Consider the following 14114-nt stretch of genomic DNA (forward strand, 5'->3'; position numbering starts at 1 on the left):
ATCAATCGCAATTACTAATAGTTGCGCAGTTTCTGCACCTGCTGCTTCGAGTAGCTCTTTACGGGCGGCATCACCATAATGCACTGTGTTACCAAAGCGGCGCAGTAAATCAATTTGACTCGGACTGTGATCAAGCACACTGATATCATAACCTTGGGTACTTAATAAGCGCCCTATAATTTGCCCAAAGCGACCGTAGCCTGCGATGATCACATGTTTTGCAGGGCTGATTTGCTCAGGTTTATCAAAATCTGGTTTGGTTGTTGTGTTGCTACGTTTTTGTAGGATGTCGTAAAACATTAATAGTAATGGCGCGATCAACATGGAAATAGCCACCACCAAAGTGGTTAAACTGCTTTGTTCAGGGGTTAAAATTTGCAATGTATTAGTCATGCTTAGTAATACAAATGCAAACTCACCACCTTGTGCAAGTGCTAAGGTAAACAGTAGCTGGTGACTGTGATGGATTTTAAAAATACGTGCCAGAGCATATAGCACGGCTGCTTTTACTAAAATCAGCGCAACAACAAGTAGCGCGACGATAGCAAATTGGTTAAATAACAAGGCAAAATCAATCGATGCGCCCACTGCCACAAAAAACAAGCCAAGCAACAATCCTTTAAATGGCTCTATATCGGCTTCAAGTTCATGACGAAATTCACTTTCTGCCAGTACCACGCCAGCTAAAAAAGTCCCTAGTGCAGGTGATAGGCCAACGCTTTGCATGATCAGCGCAATCGCAACCACTAAAAATAACGCAAACACAGTGAATATTTCGCGCATGCGCGTTTCAGCAATGTATCTAAATAACGGCGCAGAAATGTATTTACCAGCAAGTATGATGGCTGCGATCACCGTCACTGATGCGGTCACTTGAGCCCACACAGGCCAATCTGCTGTGACTGAGTGATTCATACTGGTGACGTTTAATTGAGGCTCAAATGCAAGTAATGGCAGTAAAGCTAAAATAGGAATAACCGCAATATCTTGAAATAACAATACCGAGAATGCGTTTTGTCCTGCTTCATTCTTCAGCCAACCTTTTTCTTCAAGGCTTTGCAATACAATGGCGGTTGAAGACAGTGCCAGCATTAAGCCAATTGCTAAGGCGCTTTGCCAGTGCATAGCCAGTAGCCAATAACAAACAGCAAAGATCACCGTTGCGGTAAGGGTTACTTGTAGGCCGCCAAGTCCTAAAATCGAGTGACGTAACTTCCATAAGCGAGCCGGTTGTAATTCTAAACCCACTAAAAACAGCATCATCACTACACCAAATTCCGCAAAGTGCATTACTGAGGTTTGATCGCCCACTAAACCAAGTATAAATGGGCCGATTAGTATTCCTGCTAATAAATAGCCAAGTACAGAGCCTAAGCCAAGGCGCTTTGCTATAGGTACTGCAACAATTGCTGCGGCTAAATAAATTAATGCGATCTCTAACATGCTGGTCCTTTGCTAATATTGGCTAACTTATTATGCCTTAAAATACAGTTTACTATAGCGGAATAAATTCTTTGTCGTCACCAGGAATTCTTGGGAAGCGTTGTGCTTGCCAGTCTTGTTTTGCTTGTTCTAAGCGCTCTTTGGTGTAGGCAACAAAGTTCCAATGTAAGTAAGGAACTTTAGTGAACTTGTCACCGCCGAGCAAAATAAACCGTGCGTCTGTGGCAAAGTGAATATCTGTATCTTGGCTATCAAATAAAATAAAGTCACCCGCTTGGTAAGCGTGTTGGCCCACGGTAACGCTGCCGTAAATAATATATAATGCGGTTTCTTGTTGTGGGTTAGGCGATTTTATTCGGCTATTGGCGCTGCCAACTACATCAATATAAAACATCGGTGAATAGGTTTTAACTGGGGAGCTTAATCCGTAAGCTTCACCAACGATTAAGCGCATCATGATACCTTCATGAATTATATGAGGTAGTTGCTGTTTTTTTACATGACTAAATGAAGGCTCAATCTCGGCCATACCCTCAGGTAGCGCAACCCAACATTGTAAGCCATCTATATGGTGTGGATTCGCCCTTACTTCAAAGCTTTCACGCTCTGAATGGACAATCCCTTTTCCAGCCGTCATCCAATTCACATCACCTGGGTGAATTTCTAAATTATTACCCAGTGAGTCACGATGTAAGATACTGCCGCTAAACAAATAGGTGAGTGTCGATAAACCTATGTGCGGATGAGGGCGAACATTGATCCCTTGACCAATCGGAAAATCATTTGGCCCCATATGATCAAAAAATATAAATGGGCCAACCATCTTTTTATCAAAGTGTGGCAGTACGCGCTTTACAGCTAAGCCGCCAATATCATGGGTGGTCGGTTTGAGAACTTTAGCCATTATTTTATCCCTTATGTTGAGCAAAAATGTGAGCCCAGCGTTTTTACTGTGCTCTTAAGGTGCTATAGGTTATTGCTTACGGTTTAACAATAGGTGATCAATGCTGAACTTGCCTGCCCCAAGGCTTGCTAGCGCTAAAAAACCACCGGCCATAGCTATATTTTTATAAAACATTAAAAACTGCATTTGATCATCAAGTTGAAAGTGAAATAACAAGGCACTAACAATACTAAAAGCAGCAAAGGCAATAGCGGTTAGCTGCGTTAATAACCCTAGTACTATTAATAAACCACCAATTAGCTCAAACGCGATAACCAGTGGCAGTAAAAATTCAGGTAGGCCTGCGGATGCCATGTACTGGGCAGTGGCATCAAAATACTGTATTTTACTAAAACTCGTTAAGATAAATAAGGCTGCCAAGCCCACACGCGCTAATAAGCTGCTAACATTAGTGAGTGCTGGGTTATTTGAAATAAGCGTTAAAATATTCATACTATAAATTCCTATTGTTGATTAACTATGCAGTGTTGCTGCGATGAGTTAAGTTTAAGTTCATTTTAAAAGGATGAATATTAGTTATTTTATTGTATATCATTCCATTTAATAGAATGTACTTTGTAAGGGACTAAAATGAACAATAAGTTGTTTTATAAAATCATACAGATCACGGTATTTACTCTGGCTGTAATGGCGCAACCGGTTAAAGCTGAGCAACATCAAGTGGTGTTTGATCCGCAGTCGAGTACTCAGCGCGTGGAGTTTGAGCAGCAGATCACAGGGAATGAATTTAACGATTACTTAGTGAGCGGTAATGCAGGGGATATTCTCAATGTAACTCTTACACCTTCAAACTTAAGCAATAATTTTAATATTTTACCCGCAGGTAGTAACGAAGCCGTGTTTATTGGCTCAATTGAAGGACATTATGTAAAGCATCAACTTGCCAAAGATGGTGATTACATTGTGCGAGTGTATTTAATGCGTAATGCGGCTCGGCGCAATGAAACAAGTAGCTACAAGCTGACCATTATGAAACATGTGGATGACAATTTACCCGTAAAAACCATGCACCCAAGCTGGGATAGTGATGGTGATGGGGTAAACGATTGTGAGAATGATGGCAGTTGTGACCACACTATAGATTACAGCAAAGCGCGGCCACAAAAGAATCAGTAATTAGTCTAGCTTTACCGGGCCATTGATATTGTCGATGCTCAAATCACCTGAGCCATCGTCAATAATGGTTAAGCCTTTTGCGTGATTAACCCGAATACTGCCAGAGCCATCCTCAATAGTGACTAGGCCATTTACATGTTCAACATAAATATCACCTGATTCATCTTCAATGTTGATGTAACTGCCTAACTGTTCAGCAGAGATACTGCCCGAGTTATCGTCAATATCTACGCTGCCAGTGATATTGGTAAGGGTTATATCACCGGAGTCATCTTCAATAGTCATATTGCCAGCAACGTTACGTGCAGTAATACTGCCAGAGTCATCACTGATCTCGACATTGCCAGTAATATTTTGCAGGTCTATATCGCCTGAATCGTCATCAATCGTGACGTGATGACCTTGATCAATACGAATGCTGCCTGAGTCATCATCGATATTAATATTACCTTGCACACCAGCAATATTGATATCACCGGAATCATCATCAATATCTAAATTAAATGAACTTGGCACAGTAATAATTAAATCAATACTAGGTGAATTGCCTTGGTACACCACCATACCTGATGGGTTATAGTTTTTGGCGACTAATATTGCTTTATCGCCTTTTTGTTCAAGAGTTAGCGTATAAGGGTCATCATTTTTTGCTGAATAAATCGTTGCATCTACAGTGATTTCAGTCGCAGTGTTTGAGCCAATGACTTTAAGCGAGCCGGCTTCAGCCTCAATATCGAGTTGTTGTAATTGTGCGGCTGATATTGAGCGTTGCTGCTGTTGCTGCATATTGGCTGATGAGGTTGAGACATGCACAATACAGCCACTGAGTAGTAGTAAGCTGGTGGCAATAGGCAGTGATTTAGTTAGTAAAGACAGAGATTTATTTGTCATTTTAGCGCACTCGTTTTTAGTTAGACATTCCATATACGCTAGTAATAGCAAAAACGAAGCCAAAATTTAAGTGTTTGTTTTATATTTAGTTTTATTGTGTTGATAAAATTTACTGACTATAAAGTAGTGTATCGCGCTAACGAGTAGTGAAAATGAAAGTGGTTAGCAAGCGCTAACCACTCGGTTATAAGTTAATTACTCTGGCGCTACATCTAAGGTAGTAAATAACGAATAACGTACGCTATCGATACCTTTTTCAGATGAATCTTCGCTCACGCTTGCTTCAATCAGGTATAAACCTGGGTGTTGCCATGTATTAGTGAAAAAGCCGTCTTTATCTGTGGTAACTTTTACTTCATTACGTTCGTTGCGATAACGAGTGTCACCTTTTAAAATAGCAAGTTCTACGTTTGCTGCAGGTTTGCCATCTTTTAATAATTGAAAACGCGCCTCTTCACCAACAAATAAATCATTAGGGTGAGTTGGGCCACTGATCTCTAAGCCTTGACCAAGAAGTGCAGGCTTAGACGTACCATTACGACTTACGAATGTATCAACTGTAGAGAATGATTTTGTGGTTTTAATATCAGTTGCGCCAACAGGGATATCTTTGCTGTCTTTAGGGCCAAATACGCGGCCACGTTCGCCTTTGGCATCTTTATAAAAAGTCATGATGCGTGGCTCGCGCTTCATTGCTATGTGGTAAGTACCTTCACTTGCTAATTTTACTGCCGCTGAATTTTTACGTTGTAAAAAGTAGGCACGGATTTGGTCGCTAACTGGTTTGCCGTCTGGGCCGATTGCCATGATCAGGTTATCATCATACTCAGCGCCTTTTTCTTTTGGGCGATAAGCTTTATCTGGGGCAAAAATTTCGTTAGAAATACTGGCGTCGATCATCACATAATGTGCTTTATCACCAGATAACGAAGTATGTGATGGTACTAACCATTGTGCATGTGCGTTTGCGTAACTTGATGCAAGTGCAGAGAAGGTAAGCGCGCCAACTAATGCGCCTTTAAGTAAATTGATTTTCATAATCTTTCCTTATTTAAATAATGTATAAGCATTTTTACTTGCTAGTTATTTAATGCTGTTATTTAGCCTTGATAGTGACGAAGCTTTGTGAAAACTCTTTTGTACCTTCGATGGTAATTTTACCGTCTTTGCTTAAATCAAGTTCTACGCGGGTATAATCACGGCCACCTTCTTCACGTACGACTTCTAAATTCAGTAGGTATTTACCCGCTGTAACGGCGTTACCTTCTAAGTCTTTACCGTCCCAGTTAATTGTATAATTGCCTGGGCGCTTGGTGGCACCTGTTACACCATCAAAATTAGCATCGCTTTTACCAGCTTTACGCCACCATTGGCGCAAATCTTTAAACCATTCAGCTTTTTCAACCCACAATGCAACGGTGGTGACGTGTTTACGCTCAGGGGTTTCTAGCCACACAGCGACATACGGGCGGTGATAAGGCTGTACGTCTAAATCAGGTAGAGTAAGTTCAATTTCAAGCTCTGCAGCATGTGCGTGAGTTTGAAATAAAGCCACTGTAAATAAAACAACAGCACTAATTAAAATGTTCATTTTTAGCATTAAGATACTCCTTTAAGTTGCGGTACCCAGCATAAATAAATGACTGCCGGTGTCGCGACCCCAAGCACTGTTAGCCATATTCCTACTAAGCGTTTTTTTCTATTTTGAAATAAAATAATCATTCCAGTGATTGCAAACAAAATCATTAAAACTGCTGAAATATCAATCACCCAGCTCCATGCTTCACCAGTATGGCGACCTTTATGTAGATCACCAATTAGGCTGAGCAGCCCGCCGGTTTGGTATTCGAGGTTTAATTCACCGCTGATAAAATCAAGCTCAGCAAAAGCAAAGCCGGCAGGCAGTGGGTAGTCGAGCATAACTAGCGCGTCTTCTTTCTCCCAATCAATACTTTTGACTTTGTTTAAGCCGTATTCATTTGCTAGGTAGGCTTCTATTTGCGGGTATAAAGAGGGGAGCGTATCTAGGTTTTCTGTAGCTTGCGCTATTAGCTTTGTAGGTAACAACGCAGTTATCTGGCCATCATTTTTATCGCCCTCAAGCCAATCTACATGGTTAAGAACAATGCCACTAACACAAAATAGGATCAGTAAAAACAGCAAGGCTGTTGATAGGTAAATATGTAACGCACGGCTGGTGCTATATAAAGTTCGTTTATTTATTAACGGCATAAATAATTGGTTGTTTACAATAATTACTACATGGTAATCATTTGCATTAGCTATAACAACTTTATTTACGAACTTTACACTTCTATATGCTTTGAAGGGCGAGAAAGTAAATAAACCATTACCGCTATTTCTATACTCGCAACCATTACTAAAATCCACCAAGGCGGTGAAGACAGTGATAACAAAATAAAGCCAAATAACATTCCCGTACCTGCAAACCATTTGGCTTTTACTGGCACTACTTTATGTTCCTGCCAATGGCGCAAAGTTGCGCCATAGCGAGGGTGATTAAGTAACCAAGCCGTGAGCTTTGGCGACGAGCGAGTAAAGCACGCTAATGCCAAAATGAAAAAAATAGTGGTGGGCATTACCGGTAACACAATGCCAATAATACCCAGTCCAACCAAGGCTAATCCTAACAGTTGGTACCCAACATTTTTATACGTGACTAAAGTTACCTTTAAATTCATGAATAGACTTGTGCCTGATAAAGTTGAAAACGGCTAAATGCTTGGCGAGCACCATCGATCAATGCTTGCTCTTGAGCTTGTGTAAGTTCAATGGTGTCAATCAATTGTACTAAATGACGCCATGCACTGCCACGTCCAGCACCTGGGCCTGCTAAATAGCGCGCAGCAAACTCACCAGTATAGTGTAGACGAGCTTGCACTTGTTTTCCTAACATAGCGGCTCCTACTTTTGAGCCTTCAACAACATATAGCCAGCCCAGTGCGGTGGCTAAGTCAGTATTATTGTCAATCAGTGGAGTAAGAGAGCTACTTGGCAGCGGTTGCTCTAAATCAGCAAAATCTTGCTCTAATAAACCTAGGCGACGACGTGACACTAAGTCATCAATATGTTTGCTCAATTCACTGTGTTCATACAATGCAGCAACGTCTTTTAGGAAATAATATTGCAGTGATAAAAATTGTACATAGTTATCTACGTTAGCAAATGGGTCTTTTGCCATAATGCTTTTGTCGATATTGTCGTGTAAATCGGCAGTGCCTTGACGAAGTTTTAATGCCCGAGACGGGGCGCTTACTGCTGCTGTCATGTTTTTTCCTTAACGGTATTTGACGGTATTAAAGGTGTTTATTCGTTACATAGAAGTGCAATTAGGCGGCGAATCTGCCGCCTACATTCGTTATAATTTGATCTCAAGACCAAGCGTAATGGTGCGCCCAGGCTCTGGCATGGCGACCACTGAGCCAGACGACACTATGTAGCGATCGGTTAGGTTAGTGATCGTGCTATAGCCACTGATGCTGTCGTTAAATTGATAGTCGATATAAAAATCAAGCTGGTAACTGGCTGGGATCCAAGTAATCGCTTTGGTGCCTGTGCCACTCAAAAAGCCAGCAGGGTGATATTTTTCAGAATGGCCTTTATAAATTAAACCGGTATCTAATGTGTCGTTGAGAAATGTAGTGCCTAGTGCGACAACTAGATTACGTTTTGGCGGAATTCGCAGCGGCGTAAGGCTGCCAGAAAAGCCTTGGTTATTGCACTGCTCAACGCCTTCAATATCAGCAAACTCACTAGAGCACATTTCAATATTGGTATAATTGGTATAAGAAACAGAGCTATAAAATAAATCACCCTGATAATCTAATGCCAGCTCAACCCCCGGTAGTTTAAAACTATCGTAGTTTGTAAAAGTGTATTTTGAAATTTCCCAAGGTTGTGCATTTGGATCTTTATTTGGCAGGCTAGCCGTTGCCAGCATGTCGTCAATTTGGGTGTTAAAGTAAGTTGCTGATAGTGTTAATTTATCGCCACTAATTAATAGGTTATCAAAGTTACTGGTGATACCAGTCTCAAATGAGTGAGTTTTTTCTGGTGACACAGGATAATACGGTGAATATGAAAAAACTTCGTTTGATACGGTTGATTCATATAAATTTGGCATTCTGTAAGCGCGGCTAAATTTGGCTTTTAGGGTGGTGTTGCTGAGCACTTGGTAATAAAGCTGTGCCGTTATATCAGTTTTGGCAGCAAAGTCTTGGGTTAAGCCGGTTTGGTTATCTGTGTTTTTTGAATCATGGTGGTTAAGATTCAGTGATAGCTCGACTGGGTCTAGATCAAGATGTGTATTGACGAATATACTACGCACTGTTTGTTTACCATCGCGAGAAGTCGTTAGATCTCCGTAAAAGTTCTCTACCGATCCTGGCTTTGGCTTTAAAACTTCGTCTTGCCAAGACGCACCGTACATTAAGGTTGTTGGAACAGCCGCTACGCTGAAAGACGAGGTATTGTATACACCTAGACCTTGGCGCTGGTTGCTGAATTCGTGGAAATATTGCAGGGCATTAGGGCCAAAATTACTACCTAATGCATTGTATTGCTCTAATTTTGCATTGGTTGCCCAGGCATTAATTTTTAAATCAACTAATGTGTTATTGGTTGGTAAATAACGATATAGGGCACTGGCACTGTTTACCAGTGCAGAGCCTGGTTGCCATTGTGGCATGGTTTCAATTCCAGCGGGAACATAACCATACTCGCCATCTGGCTGCATCCAGAAGTCACCTTCTCTTTGTTTGTGCCAATATGAGGCTAGCATTTCCCCAGCTTGTTGCTGATGGTGGCGAGTGTTTAGTTCTATTTCATTTTCATCATCAAAGTTATAGCGCACTTTTGCGAGATAAGACTCACTTTCGAAGCTAGTATTAACTACTTCGCCACCTTGATTTACTGGTGGTAAACCTACTCCGCCCCATTCATATTCTTCAACAAAGTTTTCATAACCATTGCTGCCCGCAAAATAGTTACCAATTTTTTTCTTGCTAAAAGCAATCACTGTTTTGAGGTTGTCGGTTTGGTATGCACCAGCGAGCATGATGCCGCCATTATCGAAATCACTACTGCTATTATGGTTTCGCACTTGATAATACTGTTGTTGGTTTGCATCATCGCTGACAGTTGGCATATGATTATTGTTATAAGTTTTTAGTTTTATTAATGCCCCTGCATTTTCACCTGCTTTGAGAATGTCATTAGTGTTTAAAGTGGTGATGTTTACCGTACCACCGATAGCGCCAGCATTGAATAAGCTGCCCTTTACTGATGAACCCTTTTCGACTGCGACTGTGCTTATTAGATCTGAGTCGATATAAGTACGATCTGATGTACCCATGTAACCACGGTTGGTATGGGTTGATTGTAAGCTTCCATCAATAAATACCGGCACACGACCTTCGCCTTGCACTCCTCGGATGCCGATATCAAGGGCTCCGGCTTCATTGCGTAGGTTATTAGCTTCAATACTGGTATGGGTTGAAAAAATATCAGAATTAGAACTGCCTTTACTGCGCTCTAATTGTTCGCGGTTGAGGTTTATTTGATCGCCTTTGACCACAATGACTTCGATATCTTGTTGCTTGTCACGGTTTGTAGAGCGAGGTTCTGACTTCGCTGCTGGGCTCACTGCTGCAACTTTACTCTTAGCTGCTTTGAGGATAATTGTATTGCCCACGATTTCAGCTGTTATCGCTGTGCCTTGCAAAGTTTGCATTAATGCATCATGGACTGTCTTTTGTCCATACAAAGCAGGTGCTTGTAAGTTCTCAAGTAAGCTGGCATCAGCAATTAAACTCATATTCGCTTGTTCTGCTAGTTGGTTAAGTGCTTGACTAAGTGGTTGCTGAGCAATATTAAAAGTGACTATAGTGGCTGGTGTTTGAGCCGCTAAAGGCTGACTGAGTACCAAGCCTAAAGCGAGAGTAACAGTGGTTAGCTTTGAGCTGTGTCGCGAAGAGATGAGCATTGCAATTGTTCCATATAAAGCAAATTGGTTTATATGAAAACGAATGAAAATGAGAATCCCTCAATAAATTTTTAAGTTTTTTTGCCCTTTATTAACTTTTACTTATAACTATATGATTATTATTGTTTTTAATTTTTATGGGTAACACATGAGGTAACAAATCTAAAAAGTTATCGAGTTCTGACGCAGAAAAAGTACCCGACAGCATAAGGTTGCTAACACTTTGATCGGTAAATTCAAAATCAGCATCATGATATCGATTAAACTCAGCACATACTTCGTTGAGAGGGACATTATTAAATACTAAACGGCCATTACGCCAGGCATCCACCAGTTGCGGGTTCATACTTTGCACATCGACCCCTTGATCATTGAGCACCGCTTGTTGGCCTTGTACAAGTTCAATAAGGTGTTGTGCATGACGAGTACTTTGTACTTTCACGCGGCCATGCTCCACACTGATCCGGGTACTATTACTTTTGCTATCAACGCTAAAACGAGTACCCAGCACGGTAATATTGGCTCTGTGAGTATTGACTATAAAGGGTCGCTGCGGGTTTTTGGCAACATCAAATAAAGCACGGCCTTGCTTTAAATGACTAACTCTTTGCTTAGCATCAAATTGCAATATCAGTTGTGTTTGTGCATCTAAACTGAGCTTGCTGCCATCAGGTAGGACAAAATCAAGTTGCTCTGCACGGGCTGATTGATATTGGGCATTAAAGTTTGCGTTGCTGGTGCTTGGCCAAAATTGATAACTGGTGAGGCTGATCATCAATATCGCAACACAGGCGGCGATAGCCCAGACTTTACGAAAATGAAAGTGATTGCTGGGACTGCTAATTGCTGCTGTTTGTGCGTCGTCAAATTGTGCCAGCAGTTGATCAACTTGCTGACTTTGTTGATAAACAGCGTGGTGTTCAGGGCTTTCGTTTAACCAGTGGAGAAATGCTTGCTGTTGTTGTTCATTCAAGCCAGTTCGTTGTAGCTCTAGCCATTGGTTTGCTTGCTGTTGAATTTGCTCTGCTGTTTGATGACGGGTCATTGTTATTATTCTCGCAGTTATTTTTTTAATGCATCACGACATGCAAGCATGGCCGTCGCTAAATGTTTTTCAACCATACTCACTGAAATACCCATTTGTTCAGCTACTTGCTGGTAGCTTAGGTTTTTAAATTTATACAGCACAAAGGCTTGTTTGGTTTTCAGGGGTAGTTGATCAATGCAAGTATAAAGTAAATCGAGCTGTTGTTGACTAGCTAATTTTGCTTCAGGCTCATAATCGCACGGCGCAACAAGTTCGCTTTCAACGGGGTCTGCGAATTTTTGGTTGCGACGATAATGGTCAATCACAATGTTTTTTGCCGTGGTAAAAAATAGCGCCCGCTGATGATTTTCATCAAAGCTTGCTCGGCTAATATGCCCACTGAGTAAGCGAGTATAAGCTTCTTGAACTATGTTCTCTGCTTTATTACGACAGCCCACAGAGCGAGAAATAAAGCTTAAAACCTCAGCGTAATATCGTTCCAATGCGCACCCATATGTTTCTAAAAAGGAGTCGGATGCTAACAGTTTATTTTAGTAATGACAATTATTATCGTTTACAGGGTGAGTTATTAGCACTTTGTCTTTGCTGTCTTGTGTAAGGTAGGTCAAAATATCACCCAGCCGCGAGGCTGGGTGATAGAGTCTTTAATAGTAATATCCAACGTTGATGTTGAAGCGACGCTCTGTTTCATTGCTATCGCCTGCAACAGAGCCACCAACAAAGGCTTGGTTACGCGCATGTACTAAATCAAAGTAAGTAAACAAACCGCCTGCAGCAACCGATACACCAGTCACATTCATCCAAGTATCTGCTGTGTCATCAGATTTGTTATAAATAGTGCTGTAATCATTGTAAAACTGTAGGTTACTTACTGGACCCCATTCAACCGGTAAGCTATATGCAACGTTAAAGCTACTGGTTGTTGCATCGGCTGCAACGGAGTCATAAAACGCGTATGCGCCAACTGCGATACGGTTGGTGTCATCAATGTTGTAGTCATATTCGCCGTGTTGTAGCTGAATATTCCAGTTATTGATATTACTGTTTACATGCAATGCCCATGCGTTGTAACTGCCAGCGTGGTCTTGACCGTCATGTAAGCCACCCGCTAGGCCAGATAAACCCACTTCAGTGGTCATGCCTTCGCCGTGTTCAAAGTAATAAGCGTAGCGACCTGTAAAGGTATTATACTCACCAAGTTCTCTGGTTGGCTCAGCATAAATACCTTCGTCTGCGGTGCGACTACCAACAATATCGTATGAATAACGGTGGCTGCGATCTTCTACATAACCATCAACGCCACCGAGTTCATCATTTTTGAAAAAGCCTAAGTCAAGCTGCCAATTATCAGCGACTTTGCGCTTAAACATTACACCTAAGTCATGATCGTCTTCTAGGCCGATGTAATAGTTAGTGCTAAAAAAGTAGTTATGTGAGTTATAAGGGTCATTACCAAACGGGACTTTTGTGATACCAACTTGCACTTGCCAGTCTTCAGCAAATTGATAGCCAGCCCATGCCGATTTTATCGCGGTCATGTAATCAAAAATACGGATTTCGCCACCAATTAATACACCGCCAATGTCGCCTGAAACATTTAAACGGAAGATATCAAAGTCAAAGTCACCACCGCGGTTTTTATTGCCGTCATCATAGGAGGTATGGCTGTAGTTGGTACGAATTGCGCCACCAAACTTTACCCCTGATAGGGCTGTTTCTGTATTATCTTGCGCTTGCTTTGCAATGGTTTTATTTTGCTCTTCAAGCTGTTGGTTAACTTTTGCTTGTTTGGCTTTTTCGGCTGCAAGTTGCTGTTGCAACTGCTGCATTTGTTGTTGGAGTTGGTTAAGTTGAGCTTGCATAACATCAATGTCTGATGCATATGAGGCGCTGGTAGTTGCGCCTAGCATAGTCGCGAAAGCTAACTTTGATAGTTTAAGCATGATAAATCGCTATTCTAAGTATGAGTATCTATAGGATAGACTAATTGTACCTTTAACCCAAGTTAACCAGACCTGTGTTATAGGGTAATAATTTGTTTAATATAATATTTATGGCAGGCTACTCTGCGACTTTTCCTTCAGCAGCCCGAGTGAGTAGGCCAACTTCGAGCAAGGGAGCGGCGTCGATACTTTGTGCGTCCATCATAGTCGCAATACGCTGCATTGATGATAGTAGTTGGCTTTGCTCCCACTCTTCCAGCGCTGTGAACTGCTCAATAAAGTGCTCCTGCAGTGGTTGCGGGGCATGTTGCAATATCTCTTTGCCGCTATCTGTGAGGTACAAACTCACCCGGCGTTTATCTAGTTGGCTACGCACACGGGTAACTAAGTTACGGTTTTCTAGCCGATCTAAAATATTGGTGACGGTTGCAGGGCTTAAGTTTACATTTTGTGCGATACGACTTGCGGTAATGCCGTCAGTTTGGGCAACTTCGGTCATAATTAGTAGCTGTGGGCCGGTGAGGCCGGAAGTTTTATTTAATTGCTTTGAATGCAGGTCGATCGCGCGGATCACTTTACGTAGAGAAACTAATAACTCGTCATATTTTTTCATTTTTATCTCATTAGCTGCAGACTACAGTCAAAGCGTGATCACAATCTATAAATATTACACATCTAATAAGTAGAGTTCAAACAGATGAATGT

General features: G+C 41.5%; 15 protein-coding genes. 1 reads left to right on the forward strand and 14 read right to left on the reverse strand.

The genetic code is table 11. The features are described 5' to 3' along the window. The 3 genes from V7783_RS06200 to V7783_RS06210 all read right to left on the reverse strand — a co-directional run. A partial coding sequence (locus V7783_RS06200; protein WP_335677979.1) for a monovalent cation:proton antiporter-2 (CPA2) family protein occupies positions 1 to 1443 on the reverse strand: 1443 nt, incomplete at its 3' end. 52 nt (positions 1444 to 1495) lie between these two features. Beyond that, complete coding sequence (locus V7783_RS06205; protein WP_335677980.1) at positions 1496 to 2347, reverse strand: pirin family protein; 852 nt, start codon at positions 2345 to 2347, stop codon at positions 1496 to 1498. A 69-nt stretch (positions 2348 to 2416) separates the two neighbouring features. After that, positions 2417 to 2839 carry a DoxX family protein gene (locus tag V7783_RS06210; protein ID WP_335677981.1) on the reverse strand — a complete coding sequence of 141 codons (423 nt, stop codon included), beginning with the start codon at positions 2837 to 2839 and terminating at the stop codon, positions 2417 to 2419. Between the two features lie 138 nt (positions 2840 to 2977). On the opposite strand from V7783_RS06210, the gene V7783_RS06215 reads away from it, so the two are divergent. Beyond that, on the forward strand, positions 2978 to 3523 hold the full coding sequence (locus V7783_RS06215) for a hypothetical protein (RefSeq protein ID WP_335677982.1): 546 nt from the start codon (positions 2978 to 2980) through the stop codon (positions 3521 to 3523). Here the strand turns inward: V7783_RS06215 and V7783_RS06220 are convergent, their stop codons facing one another. The 11 genes from V7783_RS06220 to V7783_RS06270 all read right to left on the reverse strand — a co-directional run bounded on the left by V7783_RS06220 (position 3524) and on the right by V7783_RS06270 (position 14022). Beyond that, a complete protein-coding gene (locus tag V7783_RS06220; RefSeq protein ID WP_335677983.1) occupies positions 3524 to 4414 on the reverse strand; it encodes a hypothetical protein in 891 nt (296 codons plus the stop codon). 195 nt (positions 4415 to 4609) lie between these two features. After that, positions 4610 to 5452 carry a DUF4198 domain-containing protein gene (locus V7783_RS06225; RefSeq protein WP_335677984.1) on the reverse strand — a complete coding sequence of 281 codons (843 nt, stop codon included), beginning with the start codon at positions 5450 to 5452 and terminating at the stop codon, positions 4610 to 4612. A 58-nt stretch (positions 5453 to 5510) separates the two neighbouring features. Continuing rightward, complete coding sequence (locus V7783_RS06230; protein WP_335677985.1) at positions 5511 to 6014, reverse strand: DUF2271 domain-containing protein; 504 nt, start codon at positions 6012 to 6014, stop codon at positions 5511 to 5513. Further along, on the reverse strand, positions 6014 to 6646 hold the full coding sequence (locus tag V7783_RS06235) for a PepSY-associated TM helix domain-containing protein (protein ID WP_335677986.1): 633 nt from the start codon (positions 6644 to 6646) through the stop codon (positions 6014 to 6016). The genes V7783_RS06230 and V7783_RS06235 overlap by 1 nt, the downstream gene beginning before the upstream one ends. A 74-nt stretch (positions 6647 to 6720) precedes the next feature. Continuing rightward, positions 6721 to 7116: a YbaN family protein gene (locus tag V7783_RS06240; protein WP_335677987.1), complete on the reverse strand. Its 396-nt coding sequence runs from the start codon at positions 7114 to 7116 to the stop codon at positions 6721 to 6723. Next, the gene (locus V7783_RS06245; RefSeq protein ID WP_335677988.1) at positions 7113 to 7703 is read right to left on the reverse strand and encodes a biliverdin-producing heme oxygenase; all 591 of its coding nucleotides are present in this window, start codon (positions 7701 to 7703) and stop codon (positions 7113 to 7115) included. The genes V7783_RS06240 and V7783_RS06245 overlap by 4 nt, the downstream gene beginning before the upstream one ends. A 90-nt stretch (positions 7704 to 7793) precedes the next feature. Beyond that, positions 7794 to 10418 carry a TonB-dependent receptor gene (locus V7783_RS06250; protein ID WP_335677989.1) on the reverse strand — a complete coding sequence of 875 codons (2625 nt, stop codon included), beginning with the start codon at positions 10416 to 10418 and terminating at the stop codon, positions 7794 to 7796. 91 nt (positions 10419 to 10509) lie between these two features. Continuing rightward, positions 10510 to 11463 (reverse strand): FecR family protein, encoded by a 954-nt coding sequence (locus V7783_RS06255; RefSeq protein WP_335677990.1) that lies wholly within the window; start codon positions 11461 to 11463, stop codon positions 10510 to 10512. Between the two features lie 17 nt (positions 11464 to 11480). Continuing rightward, positions 11481 to 11948: an RNA polymerase sigma factor gene (locus V7783_RS06260; protein WP_335677991.1), complete on the reverse strand. Its 468-nt coding sequence runs from the start codon at positions 11946 to 11948 to the stop codon at positions 11481 to 11483. A gap of 162 nt (positions 11949 to 12110) precedes the next feature. After that, entirely contained in the window at positions 12111 to 13409 is a 1299-nt protein-coding gene (locus V7783_RS06265; protein ID WP_335677992.1) for a porin, read from the reverse strand. Between the two features lie 118 nt (positions 13410 to 13527). Beyond that, positions 13528 to 14022 carry a MarR family winged helix-turn-helix transcriptional regulator gene (locus tag V7783_RS06270; protein ID WP_335677993.1) on the reverse strand — a complete coding sequence of 165 codons (495 nt, stop codon included), beginning with the start codon at positions 14020 to 14022 and terminating at the stop codon, positions 13528 to 13530. Positions 14023 to 14114: the final 92 nt, after the last annotated feature.

This window comes from Pseudoalteromonas sp. (assembly GCF_036960685.1).
Classification (GTDB): domain Bacteria; phylum Pseudomonadota; class Gammaproteobacteria; order Enterobacterales; family Alteromonadaceae; genus Pseudoalteromonas.

What these genes read in the sequence shown, in the direction of transcription:
- V7783_RS06265 (WP_335677992.1), bottom strand. Translation starts at nt 13,409, where the DNA reads ATGCTTAAACTATCAAAGTTAGCTTTCGCGACTATGCTAGGCGCAACT.
- V7783_RS06235 (WP_335677986.1), bottom strand. Translation starts at nt 6,646, where the DNA reads ATGCCGTTAATAAATAAACGAACTTTATATAGCACCAGCCGTGCGTTA.
- V7783_RS06250 (WP_335677989.1), bottom strand. Translation starts at nt 10,418, where the DNA reads ATGCTCATCTCTTCGCGACACAGCTCAAAGCTAACCACTGTTACTCTC.
- V7783_RS06240 (WP_335677987.1), bottom strand. Translation starts at nt 7,116, where the DNA reads ATGAATTTAAAGGTAACTTTAGTCACGTATAAAAATGTTGGGTACCAA.
- V7783_RS06220 (WP_335677983.1), bottom strand. Translation starts at nt 4,414, where the DNA reads ATGACAAATAAATCTCTGTCTTTACTAACTAAATCACTGCCTATTGCC.
- V7783_RS06205 (WP_335677980.1), bottom strand. Translation starts at nt 2,347, where the DNA reads ATGGCTAAAGTTCTCAAACCGACCACCCATGATATTGGCGGCTTAGCT.
- V7783_RS06245 (WP_335677988.1), bottom strand. Translation starts at nt 7,703, where the DNA reads ATGACAGCAGCAGTAAGCGCCCCGTCTCGGGCATTAAAACTTCGTCAA.
- V7783_RS06230 (WP_335677985.1), bottom strand. Translation starts at nt 6,014, where the DNA reads ATGCTAAAAATGAACATTTTAATTAGTGCTGTTGTTTTATTTACAGTG.
- V7783_RS06215 (WP_335677982.1), top strand. Translation starts at nt 2,978, where the DNA reads ATGAACAATAAGTTGTTTTATAAAATCATACAGATCACGGTATTTACT.
- V7783_RS06255 (WP_335677990.1), bottom strand. Translation starts at nt 11,463, where the DNA reads ATGACCCGTCATCAAACAGCAGAGCAAATTCAACAGCAAGCAAACCAA.
- V7783_RS06225 (WP_335677984.1), bottom strand. Translation starts at nt 5,452, where the DNA reads ATGAAAATCAATTTACTTAAAGGCGCATTAGTTGGCGCGCTTACCTTC.
- V7783_RS06210 (WP_335677981.1), bottom strand. Translation starts at nt 2,839, where the DNA reads ATGAATATTTTAACGCTTATTTCAAATAACCCAGCACTCACTAATGTT.
- V7783_RS06270 (WP_335677993.1), bottom strand. Translation starts at nt 14,022, where the DNA reads ATGAAAAAATATGACGAGTTATTAGTTTCTCTACGTAAAGTGATCCGC.